The organism is Nonomuraea sp. LPB2021202275-12-8 (genome assembly GCF_037044575.1).
Taxonomy (GTDB): Bacteria; Actinomycetota; Actinomycetes; order Streptosporangiales; family Streptosporangiaceae; genus Nonomuraea.
On record NZ_JBAHWD010000005.1, the window covers coordinates 208,642 to 224,415 of the forward strand.

General features: G+C 72.7%; 8 protein-coding genes. 7 read left to right on the plus strand and 1 reads right to left on the minus strand.

Annotation, left to right across the window (positions count from 1 at the left end; genetic code table 11):
- Window positions 1–82: 82 nt before the first annotated feature.
- Window positions 83–1,342 (plus strand): IS701 family transposase, encoded by a 1,260-nt coding sequence (locus V5E28_RS11920; RefSeq protein WP_336206802.1) that lies wholly within the window; start codon window positions 83–85, stop codon window positions 1,340–1,342.
- A gap of 300 nt (window positions 1,343–1,642) precedes the next feature.
- Window positions 1,643–2,029: a DNA glycosylase AlkZ-like family protein gene (locus V5E28_RS11925; protein ID WP_336206804.1), complete on the plus strand. Its 387-nt coding sequence runs from the start codon at window positions 1,643–1,645 to the stop codon at window positions 2,027–2,029.
- Here the strand turns inward: V5E28_RS11925 and tnpA are convergent.
- Window positions 1,982–2,338, minus strand: a complete 357-nt coding sequence (gene tnpA / locus V5E28_RS11930; protein WP_336206806.1) for an IS200/IS605 family transposase — start codon at window positions 2,336–2,338, stop codon at window positions 1,982–1,984. The two genes, V5E28_RS11925 and tnpA, sit on opposite strands and share 48 nt — an antisense overlap.
- A 59-nt stretch (window positions 2,339–2,397) precedes the next feature.
- Here tnpA and V5E28_RS11935 point away from each other — a divergent pair, with 59 nt between their 5' ends.
- The 5 genes from V5E28_RS11935 (at window position 2,398) to V5E28_RS11955 (ending at window position 15,771) form a co-directional block, all read left to right on the plus strand.
- Window positions 2,398–2,586, plus strand: coding sequence for a hypothetical protein (locus tag V5E28_RS11935; RefSeq protein ID WP_336206808.1), 189 nt, complete (start codon window positions 2,398–2,400; stop codon window positions 2,584–2,586).
- A 1,337-nt stretch (window positions 2,587–3,923) separates the two neighbouring features.
- Window positions 3,924–5,132: a thioesterase II family protein gene (locus V5E28_RS11940; RefSeq protein WP_336206809.1), complete on the plus strand. Its 1,209-nt coding sequence runs from the start codon at window positions 3,924–3,926 to the stop codon at window positions 5,130–5,132.
- Between the two features lie 4 nt (window positions 5,133–5,136).
- Window positions 5,137–10,104: an amino acid adenylation domain-containing protein gene (locus V5E28_RS11945; RefSeq protein ID WP_336206811.1), complete on the plus strand. Its 4,968-nt coding sequence runs from the start codon at window positions 5,137–5,139 to the stop codon at window positions 10,102–10,104.
- On the plus strand, window positions 10,101–15,578 hold the full coding sequence (locus V5E28_RS11950) for a type I polyketide synthase (RefSeq protein ID WP_336206813.1): 5,478 nt from the start codon (window positions 10,101–10,103) through the stop codon (window positions 15,576–15,578). Before V5E28_RS11945 ends, V5E28_RS11950 begins: the two co-directional genes overlap by 4 nt.
- 1 nt (window position 15,579) lies before the next feature.
- Entirely contained in the window at window positions 15,580–15,771 is a 192-nt protein-coding gene (locus tag V5E28_RS11955; protein WP_336206815.1) for an MbtH family protein, read from the plus strand.
- The last annotated feature ends 3 nt before the right edge of the window (window positions 15,772–15,774 follow it).

Sequence of the window (15,774 nt, forward strand, 5' to 3'; positions counted from 1 at the left end):
TGCCAGTCGCGGACAGGAGTTGACCGCGATGGATCCTAGTAGTACTTTGTTAGTTTGGAATTTGGTGTGAGATGATCTTTGGGTGACTCCGGCTGAGCTGGCTGATGTTCGAGGCCGTCTTGAGGACTTCGCGGGTGAGGTGTTCACTTCCTTCGCGCGTCGGGAGCAGCGGTCCAATGGTGGGTTGTACCTGCGTGGGCTGATGCTGGACGGGCGGCGTAAGTCGATGGTGGCGATGGCGGAGCGGCTGGGGGTGGATCATCAGCGGCTGCAGCAGTTCATCACCTCCTCGACCTGGGATCATGTGGCGGTGCGGCGGCGTTTGGCGCAGCGCGCGGTCAGTGTGGTGGCGCCTCGGGCGTGGGTGCTGGACGACACCGGGCACCTCAAGGACGGTGATGCCTCGCCCGGGGTGGCCCGGCAGTACACCGGGACCGCGGGGAAGGTGACCAACTGCCAGATCGCGGTCAGCGTGCACGCGGTCACCGACACCTGCTCGGCTGCGCTGAACTGGCGGTTGTTCCTGCCTGAACGATGGGACGATGTGCTGGCCGAAGATAAAGCCGAGGCCGCAGTGATCGCTGAGCGGCGGCGGCGCTGTGGCGTCCCCGACGATCAGCGGCACCGCCCCAAGTGGCAGCAGGCACTGGACATGCTCGATGAGCTGGCCGCCTGGGGGCAGGTCCCGCCGCTGGTGGTGGCCGATGCCGGCTACGGCGATGTGACCGCGCTACGGCTCGGCCTGAGCGCACGCGGCCTGCCGTATGTGGTCGGCCTCAAGGGCACTACCAGCGCCTATGGCGCCGATGTCGTCCCCGAGACGGTGCCCTACTCCGGCAACGGCCGCCGTCCGGTGGCCAAGTACCGCAGCGCGCCCTCCAGCCTGCGCGAGCTGGCCCTGGCCGCCGGACGAAGCAGTCTGCGCCGGATAGCCTGGCGGCAGGGCACCAAGAAGAGCAAGGGCAACCCGACCGCCACGATGCGCTCACGCTTCATCGTGCTGCGGGTGCGGCCCGCCAACCGCGACATCGCCCGAGACCGTGACGGGCATCTGCCCGAATGCTGGCTCCTGGCCGAATGGCCGCCCGGCGAGCCGGAGCCCACCGACTACTGGCTGTCCACCCTTCCAGCCGACATCCGGCTGCGGGACCTGGTCCGCCTGGCCAAGATCCGCTGGCGGATCGAGCACGACTACCGCGAACTCAAGACCGGCCTGGGCCTGACCCACTTCGAGGGGCGTTCCTTCACCGGCTGGCATCGCCACGTCACCTTGGCTTCGGCCGCCCATCTGTTCCTCACTGAACTGCGCTTGACCAGCCCAAAAGCGGCTGGGGCGGCCTGACCTTCTACAAGATCTTGCACATGCTCCAGGTGCTGTTAGCCACCTGGGCAGGCCAATGCCCCACCTGCCATCAACGACCACCATGACGAACTAACAAAGTACTACTAGGCTGCCCGCGACAATGACATACCGGGGAGGAACCATGCGACGGTCGTTCACGCACGTGACGGGGCGGGAGGCGCGGGCTTTGGCGGGGAGCGAGATCCGCGGTCGCACCGTGCGCGGAGTCCGCTCGACCGCCGCGGGCGAAGTCGGCGGTCGCGTCGCTCGCGCGGGTCGCGCCCACGCCTTGGAAGCCTGTTGATCGCGACTCTCGACCGTCGCCGGCTCAACCGGGCGACGCTGGCCCGGCAGTTCCTGCTGCGGAGGGTGGGGACGCCCGCGGTCGAGGTGATCGAGCATCTGACCGGTCTGCAGGCCCAGGACCCGGACCCGCCGTACGTCGGCCTGTGGACCAGGATCGACGGGTTCCGCATCGACGACCTCACCCGGCTGCTGCAGGAGCGCGAGGTGGTGCGGGCGACCTTGTTCAGCGTGATCTGGCGTGGAACCCCGGGCGTTCACGCCCGGGAGGAAACGACAGCGCGGGAGGGCCGTCAAGGCCTGAGCGGTGTGGTGACCGGTTGGCCGTCGAGCGGCTCAGCCCGGGCGTTTCTGGTTGTCGATGTACTCCTTGATGATCGATAGGGGTGCACCGCCGCAGGAGGCGGCGAAGTACGACGGCGACCAGAAATGCCCGCCCCACAGATACTTACGGATATGTGCCGGATAGTCCTTGCGCAGTAGCCGGGCGGACACGCCCTTGAGGCTGTTCACCAGCGTCGAGAGGGCGACTTTGGGTGGGTAGTGCACGAGCAGGTGCACATGATCTTCCTCGCCGTTGAACTCAACCAGCTCCGCTCCGAAACTGTCGCACACCTCGATCATGATGCCTTCGCAGCGACGCAGAATCTCGTCGGTGAACACACCGCGCCGATACTTCGGAACGAAGACCAAATGCGCGTGAAGCGCGTAGACAACGCTTCGGCCCCTTCGACGGCCGCAGCCTGCGGTCGGTGATCACCGCCGGAGGGGGAGGCATGGTGTTCTCCCGCGCGTTCACGCCGTTCGACGGGCGCTGCGACGCGAGCTCCCACGTGAACTTCGACACCGACGTCGCCACGATGACGTCGGTGCTGCTACGCATCCTGGGGCTGGCCCAGTCGAGCGGGCCGGAGAACTTCTACCAGAGGTTCTCCGCGTAGGACGCGCGGCCCCGAGGCTCTTCGGCGGTCGGGCGGTCGGGCGGTCGGGCGGTCGGGCGGTCGGGCGGTCGGGCGGTCGGGCGGTCGGGCGGTCGGGTGGGCATCGGCCTGGCCGAATCCTCGCCGGACGCGAGGACGGGTACCCCGTCGCGCCCGCGGTCGCAGTCGGACGAGCCCTCCGGGCCCTCGTCGTGCGGGACCGAGGGCATCCGGGCGCGCTGGTTCGGTGAACAGCCGGCCGGGAGGTGATACCACGTCGAGCCTCGCGTGTGAAGATCAGGAAGTCTGGGCGAAACGAGGCTGAGCGGCCCGCGAGCCGGGCTGCCCCCCGCAATCGCCGCACGCCGTATTCGGCCGCCATTTCCCGGAGCCGGCGGCGTGCCGGCGATTTAACTCGCTTATTCACGCGCTGTGAGAAAGGCCGGGAAAACTCCGGCCATGGAGCTGTCGTGAATAGGATCTGCGTCAACTCGCACAGTCGACTCCCTATCGCCTTTCTGTTAGAGCCACTCCGCCCGACCGGGGTTTCGGTACGGCGCCAGCTGGAATTACGGTGCCGGTGGGCTGGGCGTATGTCCGGCATGGCCGATATGTGAAAGTTTCACCAGTCCTTGACAAGCTCGATCTTTCCAGGGTCGAGTGGTGGGTCGATGGCGCGCCGCCCACTGGAGCCCGCCGGATGATCGTTGTCCAAGGTGACTTAGGTCGCACAGGAAGACGCCGCTCGCTCGGAAATGTCCGCCGCACTGTACGCAAACCCTTTCCCGCCGGGGCTGTGCGAGCCTGCGAAGGGACACCCTTCTCGGAGTGTCGTTACCTCTCCGTGATACTCAATGACCCAAAATCGCACCATACCTCCCAAAACAGACATACGGCAGGGCAAATCGGGCGGGATGGCGGTTTGGGGTGTCCGAATTGCAGTTTTGGACAGATTGGATAAGCGGCTCCGTCTATCATCGCCGGCCGCACAGATCAAGGGCCCGTCAAGGTTTGATTCGCGTTGCGGGGTGTCGTGAGGGCCGTTCGGAATCGCGCCGTTGACTCCATCCCGCAACATCGATATAAGAGTCTTTGTCGCGCTGCGACGTAACATCACACGAAATATCGTGACCCTTCGTAACAAATCATTTTCGATGTTGTTTTGAGGCATTTGTCGAGGAGCGCCGTAACATGGCGATTGACTACCTCTGTATTCAGCGACGAATCCATCTGCCGACGCCAGAGGCGGTTGGGCAGCCCGCAGTGACGTCCACCCGAGGAGGTGCTGGGCGATCACAGGCCAGCTGACCGCGGCGCCGCATGGTCTCCACCCCTCGGACCAACGCTCCGCCCGCACGATGTTCTGCCTGCCGTACGCCGGAGGAGGCGCCAGCGCCTACACCGGCCTCCTCCACCAGCTCACCGATCTCACGGTGATCCCCATCCAGCTCCCCGGCCGGGAGAACCGCATAGCCGAACCTCCCACCTTCACGATCGGCGAGATCGCCGACGAGATAGCGCCCGCCACGGACGCGCCGTACATCCTGTACGGCCACAGCATGGGCGCGCGGTTGGCCTTCGAGGTGGCCCGCGAGCTGCGCAGGCGCGGCCTGCCCGCACCTCTGAGGCTGTACGTCGGCGGCGCCCACCCCCCGCATCGCAAGGTGCCGCTGGCCGCCACCGCCGACCTGCCCGACGACGCCTTCATCGACCAGCTCGTCCGCCGCGCCGGCGCGCTCCCCGAGCTCAAGCACGTGCCCGAGCTGCGCGAGCTGATGCTGCCCGTGCTCCGGGCCGACTTCGCCTGGATCAAGCACTACCGGTACGCGCCCGAGCCCCCGATCGACGTCCCCGTCGTGGCCTTCACCGGCGCGGACGACGGCGAGGTCGGAGCCGCCGAGATGCTCGGCTGGGCCAGGCACACCACCGCCGGATTCCGCCTGCGCACGCTGCGCGGCGGCCACCTGTTCGTCAAGGACCGGCCCGCCGAGCTGGCCGCCCTCATCACCGCCGACCTGGACGGCCGGTACCCCCCTCCCGAGCCGGACGAGGTCCACATCTGGATGGACCAGCGGCCCGGCCACGCGAGCCACGAACGGGTGCTGCGCCACTACGACGGCCGCACCGCCGTCAGCACCGGCGATGCGGACGGCCTGGCCCTGGTGGCCGTGGCCCAGGAGCGCGAGGGCCAGGCCGTCGGCATCGCCGTCACGCGGTCCGGCCCCAGCGCGGCGGAGTCGGCGGAGTTGAGCGCCGCCGAGCGCGAGCAGATCGAGGACGCCGCGGAAGAGGACAGGCAGTGGCTGGCGTCGCGGGCCGTCACCGCGAAACGGGCGCTGATGGCGGCCGACGGCGAGGGATTCGATCCCGCGCTGGCCGGCTTTCCCGACCTCGCCGACCCCGGCCCCTGGCGCGCCCAGGGCGGCCCGGGGCTGGACCGCCTCGCCCGGTGGCAGGTCGTACACCTACCTCTGCACACCTCACGGGGGGAAGCGTTGGGAGCAGTCGCTGTGCCGTACGACAGGGTGCGGCTGAGATTCGACATGCCGGCCGAACAGGCCGGGTGACGACGTGACCAGGGTGACCATCGGGCCGCTGTTGCATGACCTCGTCCTGGCCCAGGCCGCGCGCACGCCGGACGCGCCGGCGGTGCGGCAGTGGGACCGGACTCTGACCTACCACGAGCTGACCTCGGCCGCCTCGGCGCTCGCCCGCCGGTTGCGCGAGTGCGGGGCGGGGCCCGAGATCCGGATCGGCGTCTGCGGACGCCGCACTCCCGAGCTGCTGATCTCCGTGCTGGGCGTGCTCATGTCCGGTGGCGCGTACGTGCCGCTGGACCCCTCGCACCCGCGCAGACGGCTCAGCGCGATCATCCAGGACGCCGGGATCACCACGGTCGTCGCCGACGGGACCGGCGGCGAGCTGCTGTCCGGACTCCCCGTCCGGCTGATCGCACCGGACCGGGACGGGACGCCCGGCACCGGTGCGCTGACGCCCGCCGCGCCGCTCCCGCCCGCCGCCGCGGCCTACGTGCTCTACACCTCCGGCTCGACGGGACGGCCCAAGGGCGTCGTGGTGAGCCACGCCTCGGCGGTGTCCTTCGTCACGATGGCCGGGCAGGTGTTCGGGCTCGACGCCGGCTGCCGCTCCATCGGGTTCGCCGCGCTCGGCTTCGACGTGTCGGTCCTCGACGTGTTCGCGCCGCTCGCCCGTGGCGGATCGGTCATGTTCATCCCGGACGGCGATCGGGTGGACCCCATACGGCTTCAGCGCTTCCTGGAACGGCACCGGGTGACCTGGGGGACCATCCCGCCCGCGCTGCTGCCGCTGCTCGACCCCGACCGGCTGCCCCACCTCCGCGACCTGCTGACCGCGGGGGAGCCGGCCGGGCCGGAGCAGGTGGCGCGCTGGGCGGAGCCGGGAGTACGACGCTTCCACAACTGGTACGGGCCCACCGAGACGACCGTGTGCGTGGTCGGCACCGAGCTCGACCGCACGTGGGACAGGCCGCTGCCCATCGGCCACGCGCTGCCCGGCTGCACGGCGTACATCCTCGACGACCGGCTCCAGCCCTGCCCGCCGGGCACGCCCGGCGAGCTGTGCATCGGCGGGCCGCAGCTGGCCCGCGGCTACATGCACCGGCCGGACCTGACCGCCGAACGGTTCGCCCCGGATCCCTACGGCGAGCCGGGCGGGCGCCTCTACCGCACCGGAGACCAGGTCGTGCTGGAGAGCGACGGCCGCATCGGCTTCATCGGGCGGCTGGACCGGCAGGTGAAGGTCCAGGGGCAGCGCGTGGAGATCGGCGAGATCGAGGCGGTGCTGCGCGCGCATCCGGGAATCCAGCATGCGGTGGTCAACGTGGACACCGGCACGGCCGGGCTGAAGGAGGTGACCGCCTACCTGGCGCCCGAGGACGCGCCCGATGCCGACGGCGTGCGCGCGCACTGCCTGGAGAGCATGCCTTCGTACATGGTCCCCACCCGGGTGGTGCGGCTGCCGGTGCTGCCGCTGACGATGGCCGGCAAGATCGACATGGCCGCGCTCCGCGCTCTCCGTCCCGCGGCGTCTCGCCCGGAAACGACGCCGGGTATTCCAGCGGAGGCCGGATCCGGGACCGAGGCCGAGCGGGGAGTCGCCGCCGCCTGGGCCGAGGCGTTCGGGACCGGCGAGCCGGGCCCCGGCGAGCCGGGCCCCGGCGAGGACTTCTTCGCCTCCGGCGGCCACTCCCTGCTCGCCATGCGGCTCACCGCGCTGCTGAGGGCCCGGCTGGGCAAGGACCTCGCGGTCGAGGACGTGCTGAGCGGCCGGACCGTGGCCGGCATCGCCCGCCGGGCCGAGCTCGCCCCGCCCGTGCGGGACGAGCCGCCGGCCCGGGCGCCCGCCGCTCTGTCGGCGATCCAGCGGCGGATGTGGTTCGTGGAGCGGCTGGCCCCCGGCACGCCCGCGCACAACATCGCGATGGCGCAGCGCCTGTCCGGCCCGCTCGACGTGGCGGCGCTGCAGGCCGCCCTGGCGGTGGTGGCCAAGCGGCATGAGGTGCTCCGCTGGCGGGTGCCGCAGTCCGGCGGGGTGCCCACCGTCGCCGTCACGCCACCAGGACCGGTGCCGCTGCCCGTGGACGAGGTGAGCGAGCCCGAGGTGGCGGAGCGCCTGCAGGCCGAGGCCCGGCTCCCCTTCGACCTCGACACCGGCCCGCTGTGGCGGGCCCGGCTGCTGCGCCTCGCCGACGACGAGCACGTCCTGGCCGTCACCGCACACCACCTGGTGTTCGACGGGTGGTCGCAGAAGGTGCTGTACGAGGACATCGGCCGCGCCTACCGCCGCGAGGCGCTCGACCCGCTGCGCGCGTCCTACGGCGGATACGTGGCCTGGCTCGCCCGGCGCGAAGGGGAGGCGGACCTCGAGTGGTGGAGCGCGCGGCTGGACGGCGCCCCCACCGTGCTCGACCTGCCCCGCGACCATCCGCGCCCGGCCGTGCAGACCTTCGAGGGGGCCGGCGCCTCCGCCGAGGCGGACGCCGCGGTCAGCGCCGGGGTCAGGCGGCTGGCAGCGCGGCTGGGCAGCACACCGTACGCCGTGATGCTGGCCGCGTACGCGCAGGTGCTGCGGCGGCTCACCGGGCAGCGCGACCTGATCGTCGGCACCCCCGTCGCCGACCGCCGCGACCCGGTGCTCGACCCGCTGACCGGGTGCCTGGTGCATGTCCTGCCGGTGCGGATGCGGGTGGACGACGACGCGGCGTTCGCGGCGCACGTGACGACCTGCCAGGAGGCGCTGTCCGGCGCGCTCGCGCATCTGGACGTGCGGCTGGAGCGGCTGGTCGACCGGCTCGGCCCCGGCCGCGACCTGTCACGCAACCCGCTCGTCCAGGTCCTCTTCAACATGTACGACTTCACCGAGCCGCGCCTGGACCTGCCGGGCGTCACCGCCCGGCCGCTGCCGCCCGGACTGCCCGGGGCGCTGTTCGACCTCACCCTCTACGTCGGGGAACGGGACGGGCGTTACGTGCTGCAGGCCGTGTACAACCCCCGCCTGTTCCGCCGGGAGCGCGTCGAGGCGCTGCTCGGCGGCTACCTCCGGCTCCTCGGCGACCTGGTGGTCACCCCAGACCAGCCGGTACGGCGCGCGTCCGCCCGCCTCCGGCCCGACGCCGCCCTGCCGGACGGCACCGGGGTGCTGCCCGCCTGGGACGGCGCCGGGCTCGTCGAGAGCGTTCTCAAGCGGGTCGCCGATGATCCCGGCAGGGTGGCGGTCACCGGCGAGGGCCTGGAGCTGACGTACGCCGAGCTGGCCGACCTCGTCACGGCGACCGGCGCGGCGGTGACCACGGCGGCCACGGCGGCGCCGGCCGGCGAGCCGGTGGCGGTCGGAGCGACGGTGGCGATCCTGGCGGCGCGCACGGGCGAGCTGCCCGCGCTGCTGCTGGGCGTCCTGGCGGCCGGAGCCCGCTGGGCCGTGCTCGACTCCGCGCTCCCGCCCTCCCGCCTGGCCGCCCAGGCCCGCTCGGCGGGGGCCCGCGCGCTGATCGCCTGCCCCGGCGTGACCGTGCCGCCAGAGCTGGCCTGGCTGCCGCGAGCCGACAGCACCGGACCGCCCGGCGGGTTCGCGGTGGCGAACGTGCCGCTCGAGCGGCGCGGCTACCTCTCGCTCACCTCCGGCACCACGGGAGAGCCCAAACCGGTGCGCACCGGTGAGCGCCCGCTGGCCCGGTTCCTGTCCTGGTACACGGCCGAGTTCGGGCTGACCGCGCACGACAGGTTCGCGCTGCTGGCCGGGCTGGCGCACGACCCGCTGCTGCGGGACGCCTTCACCCCGCTGGTGCTGGGCGCGCGGCTGTACGTGCCCGGCCAGGACCGGGTCCGCGACCCCGCCCGCCTGGCCGCCTGGCTGCGCGAGTGCGGCATCACGGTCGCCCACCTCACCCCGCAGCTCGCCACCCTGATCGCCGCCGCCGGGGTGGAGCTGCCCGACCTGCGGCTGGTGCTGTTCGGCGGGGACCGCCTGACCTACGCGGACGTGGCCCGCTTCCGGGCCGTCGCGCCGGCAGCCCGCCTGGTCAACACCTACGGCACCACCGAGACACCCCAGGCCCAGTCCGTGTACGAGATCACCGGCCCGATCCCGGCGACGGGCGACCCGGTTCCGGTCGGCCTGGGCGTCGACGGCGCCGAGCTGCTCGTGCTGGACGCCGGCGGCGCCCCGGCCGCCGTCGGCGAGCTGGGGGAGGTCGTGGTCAGGAGCCGCCGCCTGGCGGAGGCGTACCTGGACGAAGAGCTCACCCGGGAGCGTTTCAGCCGCGAGCCGGACGGCGAGACGGCCCGCTACCGCACCGGCGACCTGGGCCGCTACGACCCCGAAGGCCGCGTCGTGCCGGCCGGTCGGGCCGACGGGCAGGTGAAGATCCGCGGCTACCGGGTCGAGCTCGGCGAGGTCGAGGCCGCGCTCCTGGCCCACCCCGGGGTCCGGGCCGCCGCGGCGAGGGTGGCCGAGCAGCCGGGGGGAGCGGTGCTGCACGCCTACGCGGTGCCGGAGAGCGCGGCCGTCCAGGCGGGCGAGCTGCGACGGCACCTGGCCGCCGGCCTCCCGGACTACGCGGTGCCGAACGAGCTGGTGCTCCTGCCGGCGCTCCCGCTCACGCCGAACGGCAAGGTGGACCGGGCCCGGCTGCCCGCCCCGCCCCAGCGGCCCGCCGCCGGGCAGGGCCAGGAGCCCGCCACGGGGACCGAACGCCTCGTCGCCGGGGTCTGGCGGGAGGTGCTCGGCCTGCCGAGGATCTCCGCCGGGGCCAACTTCTTCGAGATCGGCGGGCACTCGCTCGCCACGGCTCAGGTCCAGGCCCGGCTGGCCGCCTCGCTCGGGCGCGAGGTGCCGATCGTGGACCTGTTCCGCTTCCCGACCGTAAGGGCGCTCGCCGCACACCTCGACGGCGAGCGCCGCCCGGCCGGATCGGAGCGCGCCGCCCGGCGAGTCGCGGCGCGCCGGGCACGACCCTCAACTCACCGGCCTCACCAGGCCAGACGGGAGAGCAGCGAATGACGAACCACGACGAGGAGCCTGGGGTCGAGCCGATCGCGGTCGTCGGGCTGGCTTGCCGGCTGCCCGGAGCCGAGGACGTGCCCACGTTCTGGCGCAACCTGGTGGACGGTGTCGAATCCATCACCTTCTACACGCGTGAGGAGCAGGAGGCCCTCGGCATCCCGGACTACCTGCTCGACGACCCGGCCTTCGTGCCCGCCGCCTCCGTCGCGGCGGACTACGGCGCCCTCGACGCGGCGTTCTTCGGCATGTCGCCCCGGGAGGCGGAGCTGCGCGACCCGCAGCAGCGGATGTTCCTCGAGCTCGCCAACACGGCACTGGAGGACGCCGGGTACGATCCCGCCCGCTACCACGGCGAGATCGGCGTGTACGGCGCGATCGGGTCGGACGAGTACCAGTGGCTGTACATCCGGCCGAACAAGAAGGTGTTCGCCTCCGTCGGCAACCTCGCCATCTACACCGGCAACCACCCCGACTACCTGGCCACGCTGGTGTCGTACAAGCTCGACCTGCGCGGTCCCAGCGTGACCATGCACACCGCCTGCTCCTCCTCGCTCGTCGCCCTGCACGTGGCGTGCGAGTCGCTGCGCACGGGCGAGTGCGACATGGCGCTGACCGGCGGCGCCTCCCTGGAGATGCCCGCCGAATGGGGATACCTGTACCACCAGGACGGCATCTACGCCCCCGACGGGCACTGCCGCGCCTTCGACGCCTCCGCGGCCGGCACCATCTGGGGCGGAGGCGGCGGCATGGCCGTGCTCAAGCGCCTGTCCGACGCCATCGCCGACGGCGACCACATCCGCGCCGTGGTGATCGGCAACGCCATCAACAACGACGGCGCCACCAAGGTCGGCTTCTCCGCGCCGAGCACCGAAGGTCAGGCGGCCGCGGTCTCCCAGGCGCTGGGCGTCGCCCAGATCGACCCGCGCACCATCACCTACGTCGAGGCGCACGGGACCGGCACCTCGATCGGCGACCCGATCGAGGTGGCCGCCCTGTCCAGCGTGCTCGGCGCGGACACCGACGAGGCGGGCTGGTGCGGCATCGGCTCGGTCAAGACCAACATCGGCCACCTGGGGCCCGCCGCCGGCATCGCGGGCTTCATCAAGACCGTGCTCTCCCTGGAGCACGGCCTGCTCCCGCCGACGCTCAACTTCGACAAGCCGAACCCGCGCATCGAGTTCGGCACGAACCCCTTCCACGTCGCGTCCACCCTCACCAAGTGGGAGACGAACGGCTTCCCGCGCCGCGCGGGCGTCAGCTCCTTCGGCATCGGCGGCACCAACGCGCACGTGATCGTCGAGCAGGCGCCGCCCGCGCCGCTGCCCACCGCGCAGCCGCGCCCCGTCCACCTGCTGCGGCTGTCCGCGCGCACGCCCGCCGCGCTGGAGGCCGCCGTGGCCAGGCTGGCCGGCCACCTGACCGACAGGGAGATCGACCTCGCCGACGTGGCCTACACCCTGCGCGCCGGGCGCCGCCAGTTCGCGCACCGCGCCGCCGTGGTGGCCGCCGACGCCGCCGACGCGGTCGCGGCGCTGTCCGACTCCAGGCGCCTGGTCAAGGGCAAGGCCGGCACGCCGCGGGTGGCGTGGCTGTTCTCCGGCCAGGGCGCGCAGTACGCGGGCATGGGCGCCGAGCTCTACCGCACCGAGCGCGTCTTCGCCGCGGCGGTGGACGAGTGCGCCGAGATCCTGCGCGACGAACTCGGCCTCGACCTGCGTACCCTGCTCTTCCCCGCCGAGGACGAGCGCGAGGCCGCCGACGAGCGGCTGCGCCAGACGGCGCTCACCCAGCCCGCCCTGTTCACCGTGGAGTGGGCGCTGGCCCGCCTGTGGCGCTCGTGGGGGGTGGAGCCCGCCGCGATGATCGGGCACAGCATCGGCGAGTACGTGGCCGCCACCGTCGCGGGCGTCTTCCCGCTGCCCGACGCGCTGCGCCTGGTCGCCACCCGCGGCAGGCTCATGCAGAGCATGCCGCCCGGTTCGATGCTCGCCATCCGCCAGGACCACGACGAGGTGCGCCGCACCCTGCCGGAAGGGCTGTCGATCGCCACCGTCAACGGCCCCGGCACGTGCGTCGTGGCCGGCCCCGGCGAGCTGATCGCCCAGTACGCCGCGCAACTGGACGAGGCCGACGTCCAGCACACCGCGCTACGCACCTCGCACGCCTTCCACTCCGCGATGATGGACCCGATTCTCGGCGACTTCCACGAGGCCGCCGCGCGGGCCGCCCGGCACGCGCCCAGCCTGCCGTTCCTGTCGAACGTCACCGGTACCTGGATCACCGCCGAGGACGCCACCGACCCCGCCTACTGGACGCGTCACCTGCGCGAGGCGGTCAGGTTCGGCGACTGCGTGGCCACGCTCGCCGCCGAGGGCGAGTGGCGGCTGGTGGAGTGCGGGCCCGGACGCCAGCTCACCGGCCTGGCCAGGGCCCAGCTGGGCCGCAGCGCCCCCACGCCGCTGGCCAGCCTGCCCGGCCCCGCCGACGCCAAGTCCGACCTGGAGATCATCTACGCGACGGCCGGCGCCCTGTGGACGGCGGGCGTCCCGCTCGACGCCGACGCCCTGGCCGAGCCCGCCCGCCGCGTCCCGCTGCCCGCCTACCCGTACGAGCGCGCCCAGCACTGGGTGAACACCCCGATCGACACCGAGCTCATCTACCCGCGGCCGCAGCACACGGGCGCGCTGCCGCTGGAGGAGTGGTTCTCGGCGCCGGCCTGGCGTCAGGCTCCCGTCACCCCCACCCCGGCATCCGCGCTCGCCGGGACGCGCTGCCTGGTCTTCGCCGGGCCGGCGGCGCATCCCCTGATGGAGGGGTTGCGCGCCGCGGGCGCCGAAGCCGTCCTGGTGGTCCCGGGCGGCGAGTACGGCACCGCGCCCGACGGCACGATCACCGTCCGCCCGTCGGAACGCGAGGACTACGAGGCGCTCGTCGCCCAGGCGGGCGTCCCGCAGCGGATCATCCACGCCTGGGCGCTGGACGGCGACCCGGCGGTCGACGCCCAGCAGACGCGAGCCGCCCAGGACCTGGGCTTCTTCAGCCTCCTCGCCCTGGTGCAGGCGCTGGCGTCGGCCGAGCGCGAAGCCGGGGTGCAGCTCGACGTGCTCACCGCGGGCACGCAGGGCGTCACCGGTCAGGACGTCCGGCGGCCCGAGCACGCCACCGTCGCCGGCATCACCGGCGTCGTCCCGCTGGAGGCCCGCTGGCTCTCCGTCCGCCACCTCGACCTGGAGGCGGGCCCGTACGACCCCGCCGCCGTCCTGGCCGAACTGGCGGCCGGCCACGCCGAGCCCGACCAGGGCGTGCCGCCGTCCCCGATCGCGCTGCGCGCGGGACGCCGCTGGGTGCGCGGCTTCGAGCCGGTGCCGCTCCCGCCGCAGGACGACCCGCTGCGCCGCCACGGCGTCTACGTCATCACCGGCGGTCTCGGCGGCATCGGCCTGACCCTGGCCGAGGACCTGGCCCAGCGCGTCCAGGCCAGGCTCGTGCTGCTCGGCCGCTCCGGGCTGCCGCCCCGCGACGACTGGGACGCCCTCGACGGGGCGCCCGAGCGCGTCCGCCGAGCCGTCGCCGCCGTCCGCAGGATGGAGGAGGCCGGCGCCGAGGTGGTCGTGCTGGCCGCCGACGTGACCGACCCCGCCTCGCTGCGCCGGGCCAGGACCGAGGCGCTCGACCGGTTCGGCCGGATCGACGGCCTCGTGCACGCCGCCGGAGTCCCCGGCGGCGGCATGGCCGAGGTCAAGGAGCGGGAGACGGCCGAGAGCGTCATGGCCCCCAAGATCGACGGCACGCTGGCGCTGCGCGAGGTGTTCGGCGAGCTGCCGCTCGACTTCGTCATGCTCTGCTCCTCGGTGACCGCCGTCGCGGGCGGCTTCGGCCAGGTCGACTACTGCGCCGCCAACAACTTCCTCGACGCCTACGCCCACACCTGGCCCGGCCACGTCGTGTCGGTGAACTGGGGGGCCTGGCTGGAGGTCGGCATGGCGGCCGAGGTCGCCGCCCCGGTGGCGTTCCGCGCGCTGCAGCGAGGCGACCGGGTGACCCGCCTGGAGCATCCCGTGCTCAGCCACCGGCACGAGAGCGCCGGGCGCCAGCCCTGGTACGCCGCCACCCTGTCCGCCGAGACCCACTGGGTCCTGGACGAGCACCGGGTCGCCGGAGTGCCCGTGATGCCCGGCACCGGATACCTGGAGACGGCCCGCGCCGCCTTCGCGGCCGCTGTGCCGGCCCCCGGGCCCGGTCACGTGATCGAGCTGCGCGACGTCGCCTTCGTCGCGCCGCTGCCGGTCGCCGACGGCGCCACCGCCGAGCTGCGGGTGCTGCTCACCCCCGCCGGCGACGGCGTGGACTTCGAAGTGGTCAGCGTGACAGGAGGCGAGTCCACGCAGCACGCCAGAGGCTCCGCGGCGTGGGTGGCCGCCGAGGAACACGCCTCCGACCTGACCGACGTGCGAGCCCGCTGCACCTACGGCTCCGGAGAGGCGAACCCGTTCGCCTCGGCGTCCGGGCTGGTCACGTTCGGGCCGCGCTGGCGCAGCCTGCGCTCCGTCCAGCTCGGGCAGAACGAGCAGCTCGCCCGTCTGGAAGCCGGGCCGGACGTCACCGCCGACCTGGACCTGCTGCCCCTGCACCCGGCGCTGCTGGACGAGGCGACCGCCTACATCGCCGTCTCCGGCGAGCACAGCTACCTGCCGCTCGGCTACGGCCGCATCACCGTGCACGCCCCGCTCCCGGCCAGGGTGTGGAGCCACGCCAGGCACCGCGACACCGGCGGCGGAGAGGTGCTCGCTGCCGACCTCACCCTGTACGACGACGCCGGCCAGCGCGTCGTGACCATCTCCGACTTCGTGCTGCGGCGCATCGACAAGGAGGCCGTCACCCGGACCGTCGGCGAAGGAGCCCGGCACGGCGCCGCCGACGCGGCCGTCAACGAGGAGTCCGCGACCGCCGGTGTCGCCCTCGACCTCGACGGAGCCAAGCGCGGCATCCCGCCGGCGGACGGCGCCGAGGCCTTCCGGCGGCTGCTGGCCGCCCGCCTGGGCTCTCAGGTGGTCGTCAACGCCACCGCGCTCCCGGAGTTCGTGGCGGGCGTCCGCGAGCTCACCCAGGACACCGTGGCCGACGAGCTGGACGCCGCCTCCGCCGCCGGCGGCGCGGACGCGCTGCCGTCCGATCACGTCGCACCGCGCAACGACCTGGAGACCACCATCGCCGGGCTGTGGAGCGAGGTGCTCGGCGCCCGGCAGGTCAGCGTCGAGCAGGACTTCTTCGAACTGGGCGGCAACTCGCTCGTCGCGGTCCAGCTCATCGCCCTCATCAGGAAGAAGATCGGCGTCCGGTTGCCGATGCGCAGCCTCTTCCAGGTGCCGACCGTGGCCGGCATGGCCGCGCTCGTGGAGGAGCTGCGCGGACAGAACGCCCCCAAGCAGGCAACGACGATCACCAGGCTCCCCCGAACGGAAAGGTCCTGACATGCGGGACGGCCAGTACAAGGTCGTGGTCAACGACGAAGAGCAGTACTCCATCTGGTTCGCTGATCGGCCCCTGCCGCAAGGCTGGCGGGAAGCCGGTTTCGAAGGGGACAAGCAGAGCTGCCTCGACCACGTCGAGCAGGTCTGGACCGACATGCGCCCGCGCAGCCTGCGCGAGGCCATGGGGCAGTAGGAG